Source organism: Eggerthella timonensis (genome assembly GCF_900184265.1).
Classification (GTDB): domain Bacteria; phylum Actinomycetota; class Coriobacteriia; order Coriobacteriales; family Eggerthellaceae; genus Eggerthella; species Eggerthella timonensis.
Window position 1 is genome coordinate 3,736,184 of record NZ_FXXA01000002.1, and the last position, 18,056, is coordinate 3,754,239.

General features: G+C 58.9%; 22 protein-coding genes and 1 tRNA gene. 17 read left to right on the forward strand and 6 right to left on the reverse strand.

Annotation, left to right across the window (positions count from 1 at the left end):
- The first annotated feature begins 284 nt into the window (after nt 1-284).
- The 12 genes from C1A15_RS16020 to C1A15_RS16075 all read left to right on the forward strand — a co-directional run bounded on the left by C1A15_RS16020 (nt 285) and on the right by C1A15_RS16075 (nt 9,573).
- Nucleotides 285-2,180 carry a prealbumin-like fold domain-containing protein gene (locus tag C1A15_RS16020; RefSeq protein ID WP_146001878.1) on the forward strand — a complete coding sequence of 632 codons (1,896 nt, stop codon included), beginning with the start codon at nt 285-287 and terminating at the stop codon, nt 2,178-2,180.
- Between the two features lie 173 nt (nt 2,181-2,353).
- Nucleotides 2,354-3,010, forward strand: coding sequence for a hypothetical protein (locus C1A15_RS16025; protein WP_146001879.1), 657 nt, complete (start codon nt 2,354-2,356; stop codon nt 3,008-3,010).
- 36 nt (nt 3,011-3,046) lie between these two features.
- A complete protein-coding gene (locus tag C1A15_RS16030; RefSeq protein WP_101723493.1) occupies nt 3,047-3,253 on the forward strand; it encodes a hypothetical protein in 207 nt (68 codons plus the stop codon).
- A 9-nt stretch (nt 3,254-3,262) separates the two neighbouring features.
- Nucleotides 3,263-3,766: a hypothetical protein gene (locus C1A15_RS16035; RefSeq protein ID WP_101723494.1), complete on the forward strand. Its 504-nt coding sequence runs from the start codon at nt 3,263-3,265 to the stop codon at nt 3,764-3,766.
- Between the two features lies 1 nt (nt 3,767).
- A complete protein-coding gene (locus C1A15_RS16040; protein ID WP_101723495.1) occupies nt 3,768-4,283 on the forward strand; it encodes a hypothetical protein in 516 nt (171 codons plus the stop codon).
- The gene (locus C1A15_RS16045) at nt 4,283-4,879 is read left to right on the forward strand and encodes a hypothetical protein (protein ID WP_101723496.1); all 597 of its coding nucleotides are present in this window, start codon (nt 4,283-4,285) and stop codon (nt 4,877-4,879) included. The genes C1A15_RS16040 and C1A15_RS16045 overlap by 1 nt, the downstream gene beginning before the upstream one ends.
- Before the next feature lie 22 nt (nt 4,880-4,901).
- Nucleotides 4,902-5,606 (forward strand): Flp pilus assembly protein CpaB, encoded by a 705-nt coding sequence (gene cpaB / locus C1A15_RS16050; RefSeq protein WP_101723497.1) that lies wholly within the window; start codon nt 4,902-4,904, stop codon nt 5,604-5,606.
- Between the two features lie 2 nt (nt 5,607-5,608).
- Nucleotides 5,609-6,916, forward strand: a complete 1,308-nt coding sequence (locus C1A15_RS16055) for a TadA family conjugal transfer-associated ATPase (RefSeq protein ID WP_101723498.1) — start codon at nt 5,609-5,611, stop codon at nt 6,914-6,916.
- Nucleotides 6,913-7,833, forward strand: coding sequence for a type II secretion system F family protein (locus tag C1A15_RS16060; protein WP_101723499.1), 921 nt, complete (start codon nt 6,913-6,915; stop codon nt 7,831-7,833). The genes C1A15_RS16055 and C1A15_RS16060 overlap by 4 nt, the downstream gene beginning before the upstream one ends.
- 9 nt (nt 7,834-7,842) lie before the next feature.
- On the forward strand, nt 7,843-8,709 hold the full coding sequence (locus C1A15_RS16065) for a type II secretion system F family protein (RefSeq protein ID WP_101723500.1): 867 nt from the start codon (nt 7,843-7,845) through the stop codon (nt 8,707-8,709).
- Between the two features lie 65 nt (nt 8,710-8,774).
- Nucleotides 8,775-9,068, forward strand: coding sequence for a DUF192 domain-containing protein (locus tag C1A15_RS17460; RefSeq protein WP_425430958.1), 294 nt, complete (start codon nt 8,775-8,777; stop codon nt 9,066-9,068).
- A gap of 280 nt (nt 9,069-9,348) precedes the next feature.
- On the forward strand, nt 9,349-9,573 hold the full coding sequence (locus C1A15_RS16075) for a helix-turn-helix domain-containing protein (protein WP_101723502.1): 225 nt from the start codon (nt 9,349-9,351) through the stop codon (nt 9,571-9,573).
- A gap of 25 nt (nt 9,574-9,598) precedes the next feature.
- Here the strand turns inward: C1A15_RS16075 and C1A15_RS16080 are convergent, their stop codons facing one another.
- Nucleotides 9,599-9,820, reverse strand: a complete 222-nt coding sequence (locus C1A15_RS16080; RefSeq protein WP_101723503.1) for a helix-turn-helix domain-containing protein — start codon at nt 9,818-9,820, stop codon at nt 9,599-9,601.
- 13 nt (nt 9,821-9,833) lie between these two features.
- Nucleotides 9,834-10,376, reverse strand: a complete 543-nt coding sequence (locus C1A15_RS16085) for a hypothetical protein (RefSeq protein WP_101723504.1) — start codon at nt 10,374-10,376, stop codon at nt 9,834-9,836.
- 468 nt (nt 10,377-10,844) lie between these two features.
- Here C1A15_RS16085 and C1A15_RS17305 point away from each other — a divergent pair, with 468 nt between their 5' ends.
- The 3 genes from C1A15_RS17305 (at nt 10,845) to C1A15_RS16100 (ending at nt 13,981) form a co-directional block, all read left to right on the forward strand.
- Nucleotides 10,845-11,288 carry an RNA polymerase sigma factor gene (locus C1A15_RS17305; RefSeq protein ID WP_245865063.1) on the forward strand — a complete coding sequence of 148 codons (444 nt, stop codon included), beginning with the start codon at nt 10,845-10,847 and terminating at the stop codon, nt 11,286-11,288.
- A gap of 240 nt (nt 11,289-11,528) precedes the next feature.
- A complete protein-coding gene (locus C1A15_RS16095; RefSeq protein ID WP_101723505.1) occupies nt 11,529-12,035 on the forward strand; it encodes a type II toxin-antitoxin system PemK/MazF family toxin in 507 nt (168 codons plus the stop codon).
- A 353-nt stretch (nt 12,036-12,388) separates the two neighbouring features.
- Entirely contained in the window at nt 12,389-13,981 is a 1,593-nt protein-coding gene (locus C1A15_RS16100) for a recombinase family protein (protein WP_101723506.1), read from the forward strand.
- Nucleotides 13,982-14,040: 59 nt separating this feature from the next.
- On the opposite strand, the gene C1A15_RS16105 is transcribed toward C1A15_RS16100, so the two are convergent.
- The 4 genes from C1A15_RS16105 to C1A15_RS16120 all read right to left on the reverse strand — a co-directional run bounded on the left by C1A15_RS16105 (nt 14,041) and on the right by C1A15_RS16120 (nt 16,543).
- Nucleotides 14,041-14,116: transfer RNA gene (locus C1A15_RS16105), tRNA-Ala, on the reverse strand.
- 212 nt (nt 14,117-14,328) lie between these two features.
- Nucleotides 14,329-14,577 (reverse strand): helix-turn-helix domain-containing protein, encoded by a 249-nt coding sequence (locus C1A15_RS16110; RefSeq protein ID WP_101723834.1) that lies wholly within the window; start codon nt 14,575-14,577, stop codon nt 14,329-14,331.
- A gap of 9 nt (nt 14,578-14,586) precedes the next feature.
- Entirely contained in the window at nt 14,587-15,108 is a 522-nt protein-coding gene (locus C1A15_RS16115; RefSeq protein WP_101723507.1) for a DUF2975 domain-containing protein, read from the reverse strand.
- A 187-nt stretch (nt 15,109-15,295) separates the two neighbouring features.
- Complete coding sequence (locus tag C1A15_RS16120) at nt 15,296-16,543, reverse strand: radical SAM/SPASM domain-containing protein (RefSeq protein ID WP_101723508.1); 1,248 nt, start codon at nt 16,541-16,543, stop codon at nt 15,296-15,298.
- 297 nt (nt 16,544-16,840) lie between these two features.
- Between C1A15_RS16120 and C1A15_RS16125 the strand changes: the two genes are divergently transcribed.
- The gene (locus C1A15_RS16125; RefSeq protein ID WP_101723509.1) at nt 16,841-17,755 is read left to right on the forward strand and encodes a LysR family transcriptional regulator; all 915 of its coding nucleotides are present in this window, start codon (nt 16,841-16,843) and stop codon (nt 17,753-17,755) included.
- Between the two features lie 53 nt (nt 17,756-17,808).
- Entirely contained in the window at nt 17,809-17,997 is a 189-nt protein-coding gene (locus C1A15_RS16130) for a phenylalanyl-tRNA synthetase subunit alpha (RefSeq protein ID WP_101723510.1), read from the forward strand.
- The last annotated feature ends 59 nt before the right edge of the window (nt 17,998-18,056 follow it).

The window sequence follows — 18,056 nt, forward strand, 5'->3', positions numbered from 1 at the left end:
CGATAACTTCACTTTTGTACGTTCTTCGTCTGTAAAGACGAGGGGCCTTTCTTTCCGCACATTGACAAACGTATACCCCTAGCCCAGCAAGAACAAGAGCGCGGCACGCGAAGACGGTTCTTATGGGCTGGAAGGATCTGTACAAGATAGGAGAAACAATGAACTACCCATATTTCCCTATGCGCATACCACCTCCGGCACGAACCACTCTCGTCGCCACAACGGCAGTGTCTCTACTGCTCGCAGCGCTCGCTCTCTCATTCGCGGTGACCGACGCATACGCCGTGGAAAACGAACCCGGACCGGGCGTCGTCTACATGCAGCACCGCTTCGCCGACGAGACGAGCATCCGCGAGACACCGCTGCATCGCGCTTACGCGACCTATACCAGCGACAGGCAATCCTACACCGCCCGTGTGAACGCATCCGGCGGCTCAGTCAACATCGAAGGGCGGTGGAAAGCGGAGGCCAACGGGACGGACATCACGGGCGAGTGCTCTTACGATCCCGATGCCGGACTCGTCGTCATTCCCAGATCGCACCTCCACACGCCCGTGACCGTGACCGTCGACCTCGATGCCGAGCAAAGCGCTAAGACGTTCGAGGTGAGCGTGAGCGTCATCGCAGGCGACGAGCCGGGTCAAGCAAGCACGATGCGAGTAGCTACGACGGCGGGCAGCACGCGCTTATCCGTACCCGTATCCGGCTCCGTCAAGGCAGTCACCCAGGACTCGCGAGTCCTCGACACCTCCGAGTACAGCGTAGCCGACGGCGAGCTGACGATCGAGGGAAGAACGGCACTGACCGGCTCGATCACAGTCTACCTCGATGGCTACGCGCCGGAAATCGTCGACCGAAACCCGATCAAGGACTACAACGACACCATCATCCAGCGTTCGCTCCGCAGCGCCTCGCCTATGAGCATCATGGCTCGCTCCGACCACGGCGGCTGGTTCGACGGATGGGGGTGGATTTGGAGCACGAACCAAGGACCCGGCGCTTGGGACTACACCGACTACACGATGACCTGGAACGGCAACACGATGTACCTCAACTGCTGCGAGCACGGGGTCTACCACATGCTCGAGAGCGAGGGCGGTGGCGGCAGCGTTTACTTCACGGCCTCACGCACGTCCTCCAGCCTCGTCAACCAGTACGACACCTACGACGCGACCACCGTCTACCACCACAAGGTCTACCGCAACACCTACTACCTGTACGTCAACGCGGGCTACTACCAAGATGTCGACGGCTACTGGAGCGAGGACTATGAGACGGTCACAACCTCCCCGCGCTACGGCGGCATCGACCTGACCAAGGTGTCGGCTAGTCCGAGCATCACCAACGGCAACGGCAGCTACAGCACGGTCGGGGCTGTGTACGACATCTACAGCAACCCGCAATGCACCAACTGGATCGACTCCATGACCACCGCCAGCGGCGGTAAAGCCAGCAAGTGGGGCTTCCGCGCCGGGAGCACCGTGTACATCAAGGAGTCTAAGCCGTCCCCGGGCTACAACCTCGACACGAAAGTGTACTCGGTAGGGATCACTGCCGACCAGTGGTCGCACGTAAACGGCGGCATCGTGCACGAGCCGCCGAAGACTGCCACCGTGCGATTCTTCGCAGACGGCGACCTTGTGCACTCCGTCACTCGTCCGCTGGGCACGAGCCTCGCGACGGTCGACCCGGACATTCGAAAGGCAAACGAGCTGGCGGCGAAGCCGAACTGCACACCCGGCCTCGACGCGTGGTACTACAACTCGGGCTGTTCGTCGAAGTTCGCGGGAACCACGTTGCAGGGCGATCTGAACCTGTACGCCAAGAACGTCGCCACCGTGACCTACGCCCCGACAGCAGGCTCGCCGCTGGCCGAAGACCTCCCCATCCGCAAGGCCATGTCGGATTCGTCCCCGGTGCTCGACGTTGCGCGGGACGTACTCCCGCCGTCGCGGCAAGTCGACTGGGGACATAAGATCACGCTCAAAGATCCCCGGCTGAAAACCCTCTACTACTACGACGACGGCGAGCGCTGGCGCACCTTGCGATGGCGCGGCGACGGATGGTATCTGAACTCGGCCGCCACAGGCAGCGCCGCCAAGACGCTGGAGGTATTGCGGGACACGACAGTGTACGGCGACTGGTCGCGCTCGACCTTTGATGGGATCTACTCTTGGTAGGGGCTATCGCGTCGGCGATCTTCTGCGGGGCGCTCTGCGGGCTTGCGCCCCACATCGCCGCGCGCGTCATGGAAAGCCGAAGGAAAGCCCACCTTGCATGGTTCCGCAACGGGGCGACGAAGTACGCGGAATCGCTCGAAGCCGGACGGGAATGGGCACGAGCGCTGCCGCGCTTGATCGAAGACAAAGCTATCGGCAAGGAGGATGCGGCACTCGCGGCGGTGCTCGGGGTGCCCGGCCTCCCCGATGCTTCGGCGCTCCCGACCGTGGCCGAGATCGACGCGCGATTCGCGCTCCCGAATCGGCGCCTGAAACGCCTCGCCGTCCTGCTCGCAGTCGCGGGAGCCATCTTAGGCGCGGCGCTCCCCCTGCTCGGGGCGAGCTTGGAGCAGGCCGTGTTACTGGGGGCGATAGCCAGCACGTGCGCCCTGATGGCGATCATCGACCAGCGGTGCCGAATCATCACCGACGGCACCGTGGAGCTGCTTTGCCTGCTAGGCATCTGCCTGAGAGTCGCCTGCGGCCAACGATCCGAACTTATCCCGATCTGCATAGCTGCCGTCCTTATCTGCGTCTGCATGTACGCGGCTGATGCCGTCTACGCGCGATTCCATTCGGGCCGTAGGGCGTTTGGCAATGCGGACAAGAAAGTCGTGGCCGCAGTCGTGGTCTGCTCGGGCGCGTCAGGCATCGCGCCCGCCGCCGCATCGCTCATCGCGCTCTTGGCGGCGACCCTTCTCATATCCAAAGACCGTGCCGCGAAAAGGGCGTTCGGCCCCTACGCGGCGGTGGCCATCCTCATAGGGGCAATCGCATCGGCAACGGTGTGAATGCATATACGTATTGAACGAACGAAAGGAATGCACATGGAGGCAATCATCAAGGCACGCAACGGCTACATGGCTCGACGCATCGGGCTAGAGATCGGCGGCGGGCAGAGCCACTTCGTCGAGGTAATCATCGTCGTGCTCATCGTGGTCGTCATCGGCATCTTCATCTACACGGTAGGCGTGCCGGGACTCGAAAAACTGTGGAACGACGCGATGGCGCTCATCGGCACCATCAAGCCGTAAGGAGGCCGGATGCGCAAGACGAAACCTAGGCTAACCACCGAAAGCGGCCAAGCCGCGTTTTGCGGGCTCGTCGTCGCGCTCACCGTCCTGGCAGCACTCGCCCTCCCCGCCTACGAGGCGGGGAGGGCGATCAACGACCGCGTCCTTGCCGCCTCGGCGGCAGAGGACGCGGCCAAGGCGGTCGCGGCAAACCCGGCCATGACGCAGGCGGAGCTTGACGGCTACTTGGCGAGAGCCTATCCCGACATCGCCGGATCGGCGAGCATAACCATGAGAACAGGAGCGCAGAAGATTGTGCCCTACAGCCACCGCCTCAACTCCGGCGACGGCAGCTATCAGTCCCGCCCATCCAACGCGGTGAGCAGGGACGTAACCGTAAACGTGAGCGTTTCAAAGGACTACGCGACGGCGGCGGGCGCCTTCGTCGGCGCGCTCACAGGCACGGGCGGCTACACCGTGTCGGCCACCGGCCACGCCGCGATAGACGAAACCGTGTCGAGCGGGAGGTGGTGACATGGTGGCAACGGACAACCCGTCAGCCGAAAGGGGTCAATCCCATATCGCGGCGACCTGCATAGCGCTCGCCCTGTTCTCCTTCATGATGTTCTTTTTCGTACAGGTGTGCTGGGTAGGCTACCAGAGCCTATCGTTCGACCATGCCCTTTACCAAACGTCATGGCAGCTCGACCAACAGGCGCTCGACAAGATCAAGGCGGGCGGCGACGTGGACGGCTACGTCAGCGAGGCTATCCTCGCCGATTGGACGCAGATCGACTCGAACGACCTGACCGTGGAGGGCGCGACCTGTGCGGTCGATGCCAAAACGTCCGCGCACGACCTGTCCGGCACCGACGACAACGAGGCGCTGCTGATCGAGCGCGCGACGAAGACCGTCACGACGGCGCACATCGCGGCGACGGCCACCCTGCGCGTCAAGCTGCTGTTCCCGGTAGTCGGCATCGACGAGTTGAGCCTAGTACGCGGCATCGACAAGGTTCAGCAAATCTCAACCAGATTCGAGGTGTCGTGATGGGCGCGCCCTCCAACCCGACGCGCGAGCGCGGAGAAACGCTCATCCTCTGCATCGCAATCGTCCTCGTGCTCCTTGCTTTCCTAGCAATAGGCTTCGACCTGCCGCGAGCTGTCGCGGCGAAAACCGAACAGGAAAGCGCCCTCAACCTCGCACGCGAGGCCGAGATGACGCCCGCCATAGGGGTGGTCGCGAAGAACTCCGACGATCCCGGCGCGCTCGTCGCCGCCGAGCTGGTGCGCTCGCTGCGGGCGGGCGGCTACGAAGACCGTATCGAGGTGTGGTTCCACGAGGTTCCCGCCGCCGACCTGCCGGAGAACCGGCGCGTCTTCGGCTACGAGGTGATTTTGATATCCGACCTCGACCCCGTGTTCGCGCGGGTGCTGGGGGCAACGGACATGCACGTGGCATCGTCGCTCGTGTCGCTTTCGATGCCCTATGCGGAGACGGTGACGTGGCGGCCAACCAACGCCCGTACAGGCGCGTACACCGCGCAGAGCGGCAGCGAGAGCATCGCGTTTCAGACGAAAACCTACAGCGACCTTCCAAGCGCTTTGCGCCGGGAACTGGTGCAAGGAACCGAGCAAGCAAACTGACAAACAGAGAGGCTGACAAGACATGAACAAAAAAGCTGAATTCGACGCGGGGAAGAACCCGGGCAAGAAGAACCCCTCCGAAGCCGTGCGACCGACAGACAAACCCAAGATGCTGGCGTGCGCCTGCGCCGCGCTGTGTGCGCTCACAGTCGGCACGGCGGTCTGGGCAGGGGTCAACGTGAGCGGCGCGACCGGAGAGGTCGCGCAGTTCAAGGCGGCGACACGTCCCGCCGTAGTCGCTACGACCGCCATTCCCTCGGGCACCGTCGTCGGAGCGGGGGACGTGCGCCTCGTGGACGTGCCCGAAACCTACCTCGCAGAGGATGCTGCCGCAGATCCCGCGTCGGTCATCGGCAAGACGGCGACCGCCAACATCCCCGCCAACGCGCAGGTAGCCCAGTCCAACCTCGCAGGCGCGGGCAACGTAACGGCGCTCGCCGAGGCAGTGGAGCCGGGGTACGTGGCCGCATCCATCGCCGTCAACTCGGAGACGGGCGTGGCCGGCCTTGTACGCCAGGGCGATTACGTGGACGTGCTCGCGGAGGGCGGCACGGTCATCGAAGGCGCGCGCGTGCTCGCCTTGGACGCGCAGCTCGCAGGCGAGATCACGCAATACTCCACAGTGACGCTCGAAGTCACGGCAGAGCAGGCCGGGGACGTGCAGGCGGCGCAGATGGACAGCGCCGTGCGCCTCGTGCTCAACTCGCGCGTCGCCGAGGCGGTTTAACGATGGCGGCAACCGATGTGCGCGGCTTGGCCGCAGAGGTCAAGGCGCGCGTCCAGGAAGAGCTATCTGTCGAAGTCGCCGACCTCGGCCGCCTGCCAGACGAGGACGAGTTGGAGGGAATGATCGGAACGATCTACGGCAGGATGGCCGACGTACTGCCCCTCAACGCCGAGGATGCGGCCGACCTGCGCCGGAGCCTTGTCGACGACTTCCTGCACTACGGTCCCCTCCATCCCTACCTGTCCGACCCGACCGTCACCGAAGTGTGTGCGAACGGACCCCGCGACATCTTCGTGGAGGTCAACGGCAGGATGCGCCGCGCGGAGGGCGCGAGCTTCGACAGCGACGACCACCTCATGCGCATCGTCAACCAGATCGGCCAGCAGGTCAACCGACGATGCGACGAGGCAGCGCCGATCATGGACGCGCGCCTGCCCGACGGTTCCCGCGTCAACGCCGTCTCGCGCTCCGTATCAATTGACGGCACCGCGCTCACCATCCGCAAGTTCCCCGCCGAGCGGCTGACCGCCGAGGACTACGTGCGCTGGGGCAGTGCAAGCCCCGCGATGATGGCGTTCCTGGCCGCAGCGGTGGCGGGACGGTGCTCCATCGTCGTCGCAGGGGGCACGGGCGCGGGAAAGACCACGCTGCTGAACATCCTTTCGCACGCCATCCCCGATGACGAGCGAATCATCACCATCGAGGACGCGGCGGAGCTGCAACTGTCGCACGATGACCTGGTGCGCATGGAGAGCCGTCCGGCCAACATCGAGGGGGCGGGGCGCATCACGATCCACGACCTGCTGCGGACGGCGCTGCGCATGAGGCCGGACCGCATCATCGTCGGCGAGTGCCGCGACGCGGAGGCGCTGGAGATGGTCAACGCCATGACCACGGGGCACGACGGCTCGCTCACCACCGTCCACGCCAACGACGTGCCCACCGCGTTCTCCCGGTTGGAAGACATGATCCGTCGCTGCGGCATCGGCTACGACTCCACGACCATCAAGCGCATGATCAGCCAAGCCGTCAACCTCGTAGTGGTCGTCAGACGCTACGTGGACGGCTCCCGCAAGATCGCCTCCATCACGGCGCTCACGGGCGGCATGGAGGGCGATGTGATCTCCAAGGAGGAACTGTTCCGCTTCGAGCCTGCGGGCTTCGACGCGTCCGGCCGCCAGCTCGGCGAGTTTCACGGTTGCGGGGTGCCGATGGACGGCATCATCGACCGCATCAACTCGTGGGGACAGGCGGTGGACGACGACTGGTTCTTCGACCGATTCGATCCCGAAAGGGGGTGCCCCGTATGAGCATTGCCGCAACCGCAACCGCCATCATGGCGCTTGCGCTCGCCACGCTCGCATTCGCGCTCGTCATGTTTTGGAACATACAAGTAGCATCGCGGGATGCCGAGTACGCGCGCAGGATCGGGTACACGGCGCGCACGAGCGCCGAAAACGCCCGCGAACCGAGAACCTGGTTCGGACGCTCGCTTTCGGCCAGCCTGACCCGCGCGGGCATCGAGGCCAGACCCTCCGCAGTTCTAGCGGCGACGGCGAGCGCCTGCATGCTCGCGGGAAGCCTGCTGTACTTCGCTTTTGGAGCGGCGGGTTTCGTCGCAGGCGTCGCAAGCGCAGCCGTCGGCGCTCGCGCCCTCATGGACTATTCAGGCACGAGGCGCGCAAAGTCGTTCGGCAGGCAGCTTGCCGACGCGCTCCCGATGACCGCCCAGCATCTGCGTGCCGGAATGTCGGTCGAAACGGCTTTCGCGTCGGTCGCCCGTTTCGTCCCGCAACCCGCCAAAGACGAGTTCCAGCGCGTTGCAGACGAAGTGCGATTCGGGCGCGTGCCCATCGACAAGGCGCTCGGGCATATGGCCTTGCGCACCGGAAACACGGACGCCGAGTTCTTGGCAACCGCCGTGGGCGTACAGAAGATCGGCGGCGGCAACCTAGCGGAACTGCTCGAATCGACGGCGGCGAGGATGGAATCGACGCAGGAGCTGCAAGGCGACATCGACGCGATCACGTCGCAGGGGCGCTACGCCTCCAAGTTCATCGCGGTGTTCCCGTTCCTCGTGTTGGGGGTAGTGGTTTTCGGCGCGCCGGACATCGGGGCGGCGTTCTGGTCGAGCGTTTGGTGGCCGCTCGTCGTGGCCGCACTCATCGTACTGGACGCTGCGGCGCTTGTCGCAGTACGTCGCATATACAAGATGCCGACCGATTAAGGAGGCAGCATGACCATCGTCTACGCAAGCTGCGCGGCGATCATCGCAGGCGTCGCATCGTACCTCGTAATCTTCGGGCGCATGGCGCGCACCGAACCCGCGCGCGGGAGAACCGAAGCGGCATCCCGGCAGCACATGGCCGCGCTGGCAAGCATCGCCAACAAAGTGCTCCCGCAAACCCAAGAGGCCGGAGGCAAACTGCGCAAGCGGCTCGCCAGCGCAGGGCTTGCCATGTCGCCGGGCACCTACCACGGCCTGTCCGTGCTCCTGTGGGCTGCGACCATCGCCGTCCTCGTTCCCGCTATAGCAGCCCTCGACATGCAAGCCGCGCCCAAGGTCGCGCTTGCCGCACTGGCCGCCGCAATCGTGCTGCTGTGCCCGAGAGCCGCGCTGTCGGTCAAGGCGAGGGTGCGCCAGGAGCAGATCAAGGTCGCCTTGCCGCGAGCGCTCGACCTGCTGGCAACCAGTATCGAGGCAGGGCTTACACCGCAGCGCTCAATCCGTATCGTGGCGCAGCACAGCAAGGGAGCACTCGCCCATGAGTTCGAGTTGGCCGACCGCGACATGGCCATCATGCGCTACACGCTGCCCGAAGCCCTCGACCGCATGGCCGAGCGCTGCGGCGTGGAGGCGCTTTCGCAGTTCGTCGCGGCGCTCAACGCGGGCACAGCCGTCGGCGCGTCCGTCGGCGACGTGCTCAAAAGCCAGTCCAAACACGTGTTCGCGCGCCGCCGCCAGGAGCTGCAAGCGCGCGCCAACAAGCTCCCCGTGCGAATGATCATGCCCATCGGCTTCCTCATGTTGCCCGCCGTCATACTCGCGTTCGCAGCCCCTGTGGCGATCAGCCTGATCGCCAAGCTGTCGGGGGTGCAATGATGGCCGCGCTGATGGTGAGCGACGGACTATCCGCGACGCGCGTGGCCTACTCCAACCTGCGAAGGATGCGCGCGCCCTGGACGCGTGCGCTCGGTCTAATCGGCAAAAAGTACGTCGATCCCCGATGCGCGTACCTGTTCAACCATTGCCCTTCGGTGCATACGTGCTTCATGTCGCTGCCCATCGACGTGATCGTATGCGACAGAGATATGCGCGTGCTCCACGTTGAGACGATGCGCCCTTGGTGCCTGTCGTCGACTAGGATACGAGAGTCCCACGCAATCATCGAAGCTGCTGCGGACAGCGCTGCGGAGCTGGGCATAAAACCGGGATGCGTTCTACTCGTTGAATTTTCGTAAAGAAGTCATTCGGTTCGAGTAATGGAACAAACTTGTTCCCAAGTTGGTCTCAATCGGCATCTCCCGTCTGGAAAAATAACCAGGCGGGAGACTACTTTATGAGTCTCTTTTGTTTACTACTAGATTAGAAATGTTTCCGCAGAGTTCAATGCGACTGTACAAATCGTACGCCAGCAATCTCAATTCAAAAGCACGGATAAGAAACAGCGGGATCATCGACAAAAGGCAATCACTACATTTCAGTCGTAATGCTCTATATGAGTAAGCATACTCTAGCGCTATGAACGAGAAAGATCCTCAAATATGCTTAAAGTCTCTCGGACGTGAAGTGCGCATGCATCGTCAGAAGCAAGGACTGTCTCAAGCAAAACTCGCGCTGATGATCAACAGTGGTCAATCGTACATTTACAGAATCGAAAGTGGAAAAATCAATCTTGGGATAGATAAGCTCATCCGCTTAGCCAACGCTTTGGGTATTGACGTGGCAGACCTGATCAAATTCTGAGTTGCCTAATACCGTTCGAATATCTTCACAGCTCATCCTCTTCATCGGGGACGTACTCGACCAGATCTCCTGGCTGGCAATTGAGTTCTCGACAGATAGCATTGAGGGTCGAATAGCGAAGAGCCTTGTTCTTGCCTGTTTTTATATGAGACAAGTTGATGGGAGCTATACCCACTTTGCTTGCAAGGTCGTTTAGCGAAATTTTGCGGTCAGCCATCATTCTATCAAGACGAGAAATTATTGCCATTGTTGAATCCCGCTTAATCGGTTTCGTCGGTCAAACGCTGCAAAAGCACACCGTATCGAAATAGGACGGATATTCCGTATAGTATAACGGCAAAGAACAATGGTTCAGCATTAATTCGTAAGTGTCTCTGTTCCATTCCGTGATTGCCAAGCGCAGAATAATCAACGCCTGCCATATTGAATGCGTATGTAAATCCCGTAGAAAGAATAGTGTCAATGATTACCAACGCAACGAGTAAGAGCGCAGCGTACCGAAATCGAGATACTTGTTTCATCGTAAAGGGAGATTCACCATTCACGACGTCCGAAAACGAACGGTAGGCGACGAAAAGCAACAAGAGAGTCACCACGCCATAAGACGCGACATACGATATGCCTTTCAATTTGCGTGCGTCCACTCCTGCTGTTGCGGCATCCGTAGTCATCAGAACCAACAAAAGGAGCCAAGCAACAAGATAGACAGCTGAGAAAATAAGCGAAATGTTTTTCAGGTGTTTGCACACTCGTCTTGCGCCCGATAATGACGCTTCCAACTCCCGAAACTCTTCGCCGCCCATATTATCTCCTTCGATGACGCAAGCCATCAATTCCTACATTCTTCTTATAAACCGTTTTCATACCGCAGAGCAACGTCGAACCACTTAGTACCCAATTTCGAGTATTCCGATCGCAAAGCAAAGTGACATCATTTGAGCTTCAGAATGAAACAACATTTTTTCACCTCCTTTATACAGAGAACAGCTTGACTGTATGCGTTTCATAGTTCCTTGTCTTGCAAGGGAGACGATCAACGTGAGTCAATGCATCTCCCAATACTCTAGATTTAGTATCTTACATGATGTTTCCTACTCAACGTCTAATCTGTCGTAAAAAGCATCAACTAGATTGATATTTATATATCAATCTATCTTAATTAGATATTTTTATTCGATTTTTGAATTAATCCTTCACTAACTTCTTACCTCCCCGTCCGTACAGATGGGGACCGAAATCCGGCTCCTAAATATGATCGGAAGGAGCCGACAGTGCCTCGTTTCTACGACACACATCACACCCTATCTAACCACTCTCCCATTTACCGTGTTTCGGTATCGACAGCAAATGGAAAAGTGGATATTGAAGTGTCTGAAACCATATATGAAGAGATAGGCTCTTTACAACGTGAGTTTTGGCGTATTGAGCGTCGCGAGGCTCGTCACACGTATCATATTGAGCAGATGAGCGATTGCGACCTTCCATATTCGCGCCTTATCAAAAGCCCTGAGCAATTGCTAATGGAACGACTGGAAACGGACGAGATCCGACAAGCACTTCAGAAGATCCCGCCCCTCCAGCTAAGACGTTTTCTGTTACGGCACCTCATCGATCTTCCGATCAAGCAGATTGCTCAAATCGAAGGATGCTCAGAACGAGCGATTAAATACAGTCTCGCTTTGGCTCGAGAGAATCTTAAAGAACTTCTTTCCTGACAGCTTCCTTTTCCTTTGCCCCTGCGTCCGTAAAGACGAGGGGCGTTCGCCTCTCTGCACCTTGATACTAGAATACCCGCAAGCCCTTGCAAGGACATGAGCGCGCCACGCCATGAGGGTCCTCGTGGGCTTACGGGATAACTTCGCGCTTATTTTACAGCGCATCGTTAATTACGAGCCTCGCGTTAGGACAATCCCTGCGCGAGGCTCATCTTCATACCTCCGAAAGGACATCGCTCTATGCATACACACGTCATTCGTGGAGACGTTTTTCTGGCCGACCTCGACCCTGTATGCGGATGCGAGCAAGGCGGCACAAGGCCAGTCTTAGTCGTGCAAAACAATATCGGCAACAGCCGGAGTGCAACTACCATCGTCGCCGCAATAGCCCAACGCAAACCGTCGCAGCCAACCCACGTCGCGATCTACGATGCACCACTGCAACCAGACTCAGTAGTCATGTTGGAGCAAATTAGAACAATCGACGAAAAGCGCCTGGCAAAGAAGCTGTGTACGCTCGACGCGAAGCGAATGCACCTGGTTGACATCGCCCTCGTGGCTAGCCTAGGCATTCGTCTCGCGCCGCGCGATCCGATGCTGATGACGCTCTGCCGCACCTGCGCCCAGTCTTTTCGTGATGCCAACAGCTTCACGCTGCGACAAGTCAACTTGAATCAAGACACGAAGGAGCTGTGCACGGTATGCAACATGCACACCGGATACGACTTCGAGGTAACGCGCCTGTAGAACCCGTTTCTCGTAACCATTGGAATACATCGAAGGAGGCCGAGACGAGCGATTCCTCAGAAGAACAAACCATTGCTCGAAACGATTGTCCCAAAGTATCTTACGAGATTGAAGTCGCGGGATGCTCTGCGATTGTATCGTTTGCATCAAATTCTCGCTGCAAACGCGAGCTATCCGAGCTGGTCGGAACATTACTCGAATCGTATGCCCTTGCCCCGCAGGATGCGATCTCCGAAATCGCACCTTTGCCTTGATCGAATGGTCGCCGTAGACTTATCTGTGCTGGACGAGCCAGAGGCGCACCTTGACAAGCGAAAGGACACATCACCGCTCAACCGAGGGCGGGTGATGATATGAAACGAGTTTATTGTCTCTACCGTGTTTCGACTGCTAAGCAGGTAGAGGAAGACGACATCCCGATGCAAAAGCAGTCTTGCCGAGAATTTGTGGATGCGAAACCAGACTGGGTTCTGGCAAAAGAGTTCATGGAAATGGGAGTGTCGGGCTTCAAGGTTTCCGCGAAAGATCGAGATGTCATCCAAGATTTGCAAAAGGCGGCTATTGAGAAGAAGTTCGACGTGCTGCTTGTATTTATGTTTGATCGCATCGGTCGCCGCGAAGACGAAACACCGTTCGTCGTCGAATGGTTCACACAACACGGCATCGAGGTTTGGAGCGTCAAGGAAGGCCAGCAGCGTTTCGATAACCACGTCGACAAACTGCTGAATTACATTCGCTACTGGCAAGCGTCAGGCGAGAGCATTAAAACGTCCATCCGCACGAAAGAGCGCATGGGTCAGATTATCAAGGAAGGTCGATTTAAAGGCGGGGTAGCTCCATACGGCTATCGGCTCGTACACAAAGGCCGGGTAAACAAACGCGGCCATAATGTGTACGACCTAGAAATCGATGAAAAAGAAGCGGCTGTCGTCAGGTTGATCTTCGACCGGCATGCCAATGCCGGAATGGGACCGCAATCTATTGCTGCATTCCTTACAGCCCATGGCATCCTGAACCGCGAGGGGACGAACTTTGTTGCGCCCTCTATCAGGAACATCGTTTCCAATCCCGTATATCGAGGTATTCTCCGTTGCGGTGAAAGCGTTTCGGAGGTGTTCGAGCACCTACGCATCATTGATGACGATACGTATTTCCGTTCCCAAGAGCTAATCAAGCAGAGATCCCAGAAATATCAGGAGCGGAGGCGCATCCCTCGAAAGTTACCGTCCGAGTGTTTGTTAACAGGCAACATCTTTTGTGGTCACTGCGGGGCAAGGCTCATTACCTCTACAGCGGGGGCGAAGCGTGTTCGACCCGATGGCTCTATCGAGAATCGGCGCTGGTGGCGCTATCTTTGCTACAACCGGGTACGGCACAAGGGCGTGTGCTGCGGCCAAACAGCCTATGTCGCTACAAAGGTCGACGAAGCAGTAACCGAAATCGTGCGCGACTTACTGTCCCGCCTGAAACGAGTCCCAGTTTCCACCATCGTTGAAAAGCGATTCGGCGAGGAGGTGGGTAGCCTCGAACACAAGCTGAAGGATGCAAAAACCTCACTTTCCAAGAAAACTGAGGAGCTTGCATCGCTCAAATCGGAAGTTGTCAAAGCCATACGCGGCGAAAGCAGCTTCGATCAAACCCTGTTGAACGAGTTGATTCAAGCAGCGTCTGAGCAAAGGGAAACGAGCGCTCTTTCCGTTGAGAAGATTGAGGAAGAACTGGCCTCATCGAAAAGCAGATTGACTCCACTCAAAGAGCAACACGACCGCTTTGTAAACTGGGCAGATATGTTCGATAGCAGCGATCTGGACACGAGAAGGATGATCGTATGCCAGCTCATCGAAAGCGTCACCGTATCACGCGACTACAAGTTGGACATCAAGTTGGCCGTAACGATGGAGCAGTACATGGAGTGCTTAGAGAACCCCAGCGACTTCGCAGCATGAGCAAAGTCGGTTAAAACAAAAAGCCGGATTCTTTTGTTAAAGAATCCGGCTGTTGATTATGGTGGAGCTTAGGGGATTCGAACCCCCGACCCCCACGTTGCGAACGTGGTGCTCTCCCAGCTGAGCTAAAGCCCCATATCAAGTTGTACACGTGCACTGTTTCCGTGTTTCAGCATTATACCAAAGAGGACGCATACGTTGTGATGGTATACGTACCGCTTGGGCTCCCAGCTGAGCTACATCCCCACGGAGTAATACGCTTTCGCGCGAGGCAATATTTTGCCTGTATTGCGACCGTTTGTCAAATGGCAATTGCCCCCGATTTGAAAAATGCACACGAAAGGGACTTACAGCTCGTTTTCGTCGTCGAGAAACATAGCATCGGCCTCGGCGGCGGAGACGTGCTTGAGAATGTCCCCCGGCTGGCATTTGAGCACTTCGCACAGCATATCGAGCGTGCTGAAGCGAACGGCTCTGATTTTACCGGTTTTGATGCGGGAGAGGTTCACGTTAGTGATCCCCACTTTGTCAGCAAGATCATTCAACGAGATATGCCGATCTGCCATGACCTCGTCGAGATGAAGAACGATTGGCATCGAGCCCACCTACAAGGTTTCGTCCGACAACTTTTGCAGAAGGACGCCGTATTTGAATACGAAAGAGAAGGCGAAGACGACCGCAGCAGCTATAAGAGCGAACAAATCGACCGTCGCGATTGACGGACCAGCCCAATCCTGTCGAGCGAAAGAAGAACAATATGTAATGGCGAACTCCAAAATTGCATACACAAGCAACGCGATCGCCATCAAGCGCAGTCTTCTAACTTGAATCATTGTGAATGGCGAACAGCCTTTTGAAGCATCTGAAAATATTTTTATTAGTGTAACGCACGTTACGGCCATAACCCCACACGAAAAAACATACATGACTAACGCTGGTAGGTTCAAATATCCTATGTTGTTGATGGAATTCGAATCGAATAGAGCGATGGCCATAACAATAATTGTAACAATCCACCATACACAGACAAATGCAAAAACCAGTTTCATGAGCGCACAGATAAGTTTACAAACTTTATTCGTTCTGATAAGCGATGACTCTGTTTCTTTGGCATCGGCATCCATCATTCTAAACCTCTCAAATCACACCGGGATATTACGAGACCTCTTTCATACAGTATGAAAGAGGTCTCGTAATAATACAAATGTTGATCGCTTGAGAACTTAAATGCCAATTGCCAGACAAGGACCCCCATTAAGACCAATCGGCAAGCAGATAGAGTAGGTCTCTCCTTCGCTATAGAACAGCATTCTTTCACCTCCTTTGCTGTAGGGATTCGGACATGGCTTTCCCCAGGACGTCGTAGAATTCCTGGGTCATCAGGCAGTAGGAGTCTTTCGCCTCCAGGGTGCCTGATTCGAACAGCGAGCGGGCTCGGCAGCCTCCCCCGCAGATTCGCAGGTAACGACACGTTCCGCAGTCCTCGAACCGTGCGGCATCGAGCGCCTGGAACATGCGGGACACGTCGGTTTGCAGCGCGTCGAGCACCGGCCCCTCGAACGCGTTGCCCATGGCGAGCTCGGGGCGTTGCAGCATGTGGCATGGATAGATGGTGCCGTCGGCATCCACGCTGAGCGACTTGCAGCCGGCGCCGCAGTTGCGCTTCACCGTGAGGTTCACGCCCACGGGCGCATCCATCGCGGGAAGGGGCTTGCCATTGTCGAGCGTCAGCAGCGCGCGGCCGAGCATGCGCAGCTCAGGCTCGCCGGGCAGCAAGCCGCCCAGCACCTCGTCGTTCGGCTCGCACGTCAGCAGGCTGAAGTTGAGCGACGCGCCCAGATCACGGGAAAGCTGCACGTAGGAAGCCAGATCGTCCACGTTCTTCGCATGCACGGTGGGAATGATGTGCGCCGGGATGCCGGCGCGCTGCACCATGCGCACGGCCTCCACCAGCTCGTCGAAACGCTGCTCGCTGCGAATGTACGCCGGCGCGGCGGCCGAACAGCCGTCGAACGACACCGACACGCAGTCGACGTTCGGCGCCAAGCGCTCAAGCGCCTCCTCGGTCATGCGCGTGCCGTTCGACAGCACGGTGACCGAGCCGATGCCGCAGGCGCGCTTCGCGTGCTCCACGATGTCGGGAAGGTCGTCGCGCAAGAACGGCTCCCCGCCCGAGATGATCAGCTGAGACAATCCGGCGGCGGCAAGCCCTTCCACCGCGCGCTTCATGTCGGACAAGGACGCGTCGGCCAAGCGGTTGCGGTGCTCGTCGAGCGAGTAGCAGCCCGCGCACGTGAGGTTGCAACGTTGCGTGACGTGCAGGTACGCCGAAACCACTCGCGGCTCGGCCACCGCACGCTGGAAGAAGCCGCCGCGCGTGAGATGCTCGAGCAAGGCAGGATCGACCTCGATCACGTCGTCTTCGGGAACGTCTTCCTCAAGCATGCGCGCGCAAACCGCGGCGCCCTGCTCGGTCAGGCCGATGGCGTACCCCGTATCGAGACAGCCCACCATGGGAATCCCCGCGAAGTCGAACAGTACTACCTCTTCGGTGAATCTCATGCCAGCTCCTCGTCGTGTGATCGATGCGCCCCCGAAACGTATGCCGAGAGGGTCGTTTCCCCATGCTTCCCAAGGAAATACTATCATCCAGGCAAACGTTGCCGCTAGGGGCTTTTCAAATACTACAGCACAGCGTCATGTAATGCCACCGTTACAATTGGCGTATTCGCAGCCGATCTGGGCATTCACTCGGCGTAAAACGTCGAAGCCAGCACCACAGATTTAACGTTTTATGATAAATTGTCTGACGTGACGAATACCGCACAACCACGTTCCCTCGCCGAAAGAGCCGCCGTCATGAATATCAGCCAACTGGAATATTTCGTGACCACCGTGCAATACGGGAGCTTCTCCATGGCTGCGAAGGAGCTGTTCGTCACGCCCCAGGCCGTCTCGAAGTCGGTCGGCGATCTGGAGCGGGAGCTGCGCGTGCACCTGTGCGAGAAATCGGGCCGCAGCGTGAAGCCCACCGAATTCGGCCGCATGTTCGCGGCGCGCGCATCGGAAGCGCTGTCGTGCCTGCTTGATCTCGAGACGCTCGCGCGCCATCAAGAGCGGATCGAAGCCGATGAGGGCCGCGTCTCGCTGGCCGTGGCCTGCTCGCCCTGCCGCGGCAACGTCATCCGTGCCCACGACTTCAACGCGTTCGCGAAAGCGCACCCGCGCATCGAGCTTTCCACCACCTACCATTCCAGCGGAGCTTGCCTCGGCGCGCTCGAAGAAGGCGTGGTGGACGCCGCCGTCATCGTGGGCCGCACCGGCAAGCCGGGCCTCTCGTGCGTCAAGCTGCTGGCGTTCCCGCTGCACGTGGCCGTGGCGGAGAACCATCCGCTGGCTGCCGCCACGTCCATCCGCATCGCCGACCTCGAGGGAACGTCCCTCGCCGCGCCGGAAGACTTGCGCTACTGCCGCAGCTTCATCGCCGACCACCTGCGGGCGCGGAAAGTGGAGCCGAGCTTCGCCTCCCTCGAGCCGTTCGTGGACCGCAATCGCGACTTCCTCGAAAACGAGCGCGGCGCCCTGTTCGTGGCGCCGGATCCGGCCCTCGAAGCGCTGTATCCCTCAGCCGTCGTGCGGCCCCTGCATGCGGAGGACCAGATGACCGTCCCCTTATGCCTGGCCTACGCAGACGCCGTCGAGAACCCGGTGCTGCCGCACCTTGAACGATACCTCCTTGCGACCGCAGCGCGCATACGCCGCGACCTGCGATGAACGCAAGCAGCGAGAACACGAGCGAACCATCGGACTTGAAAGGGATGACGTTGATGAACACTCCCGCGGATCGTGAATTGAACAAGCGCCTCATCGATATCTCCAAGGCTCTCAGCTCCCTGTTGTGCGGGGCCTCGACCGACGAAGACGCATCCTACATCCGCGACGAGGCCCTCCGCACGGTTGCGGAGCAATCCGAGGTGGCCCGGCTGAGGCTCTCGCGCGTCGCATCGGGAAAGTAGCACCGCTCGCACGAAGGCCGGCACCCTGAACGGATGCCGGCCTTCCCGATTGGAGACGA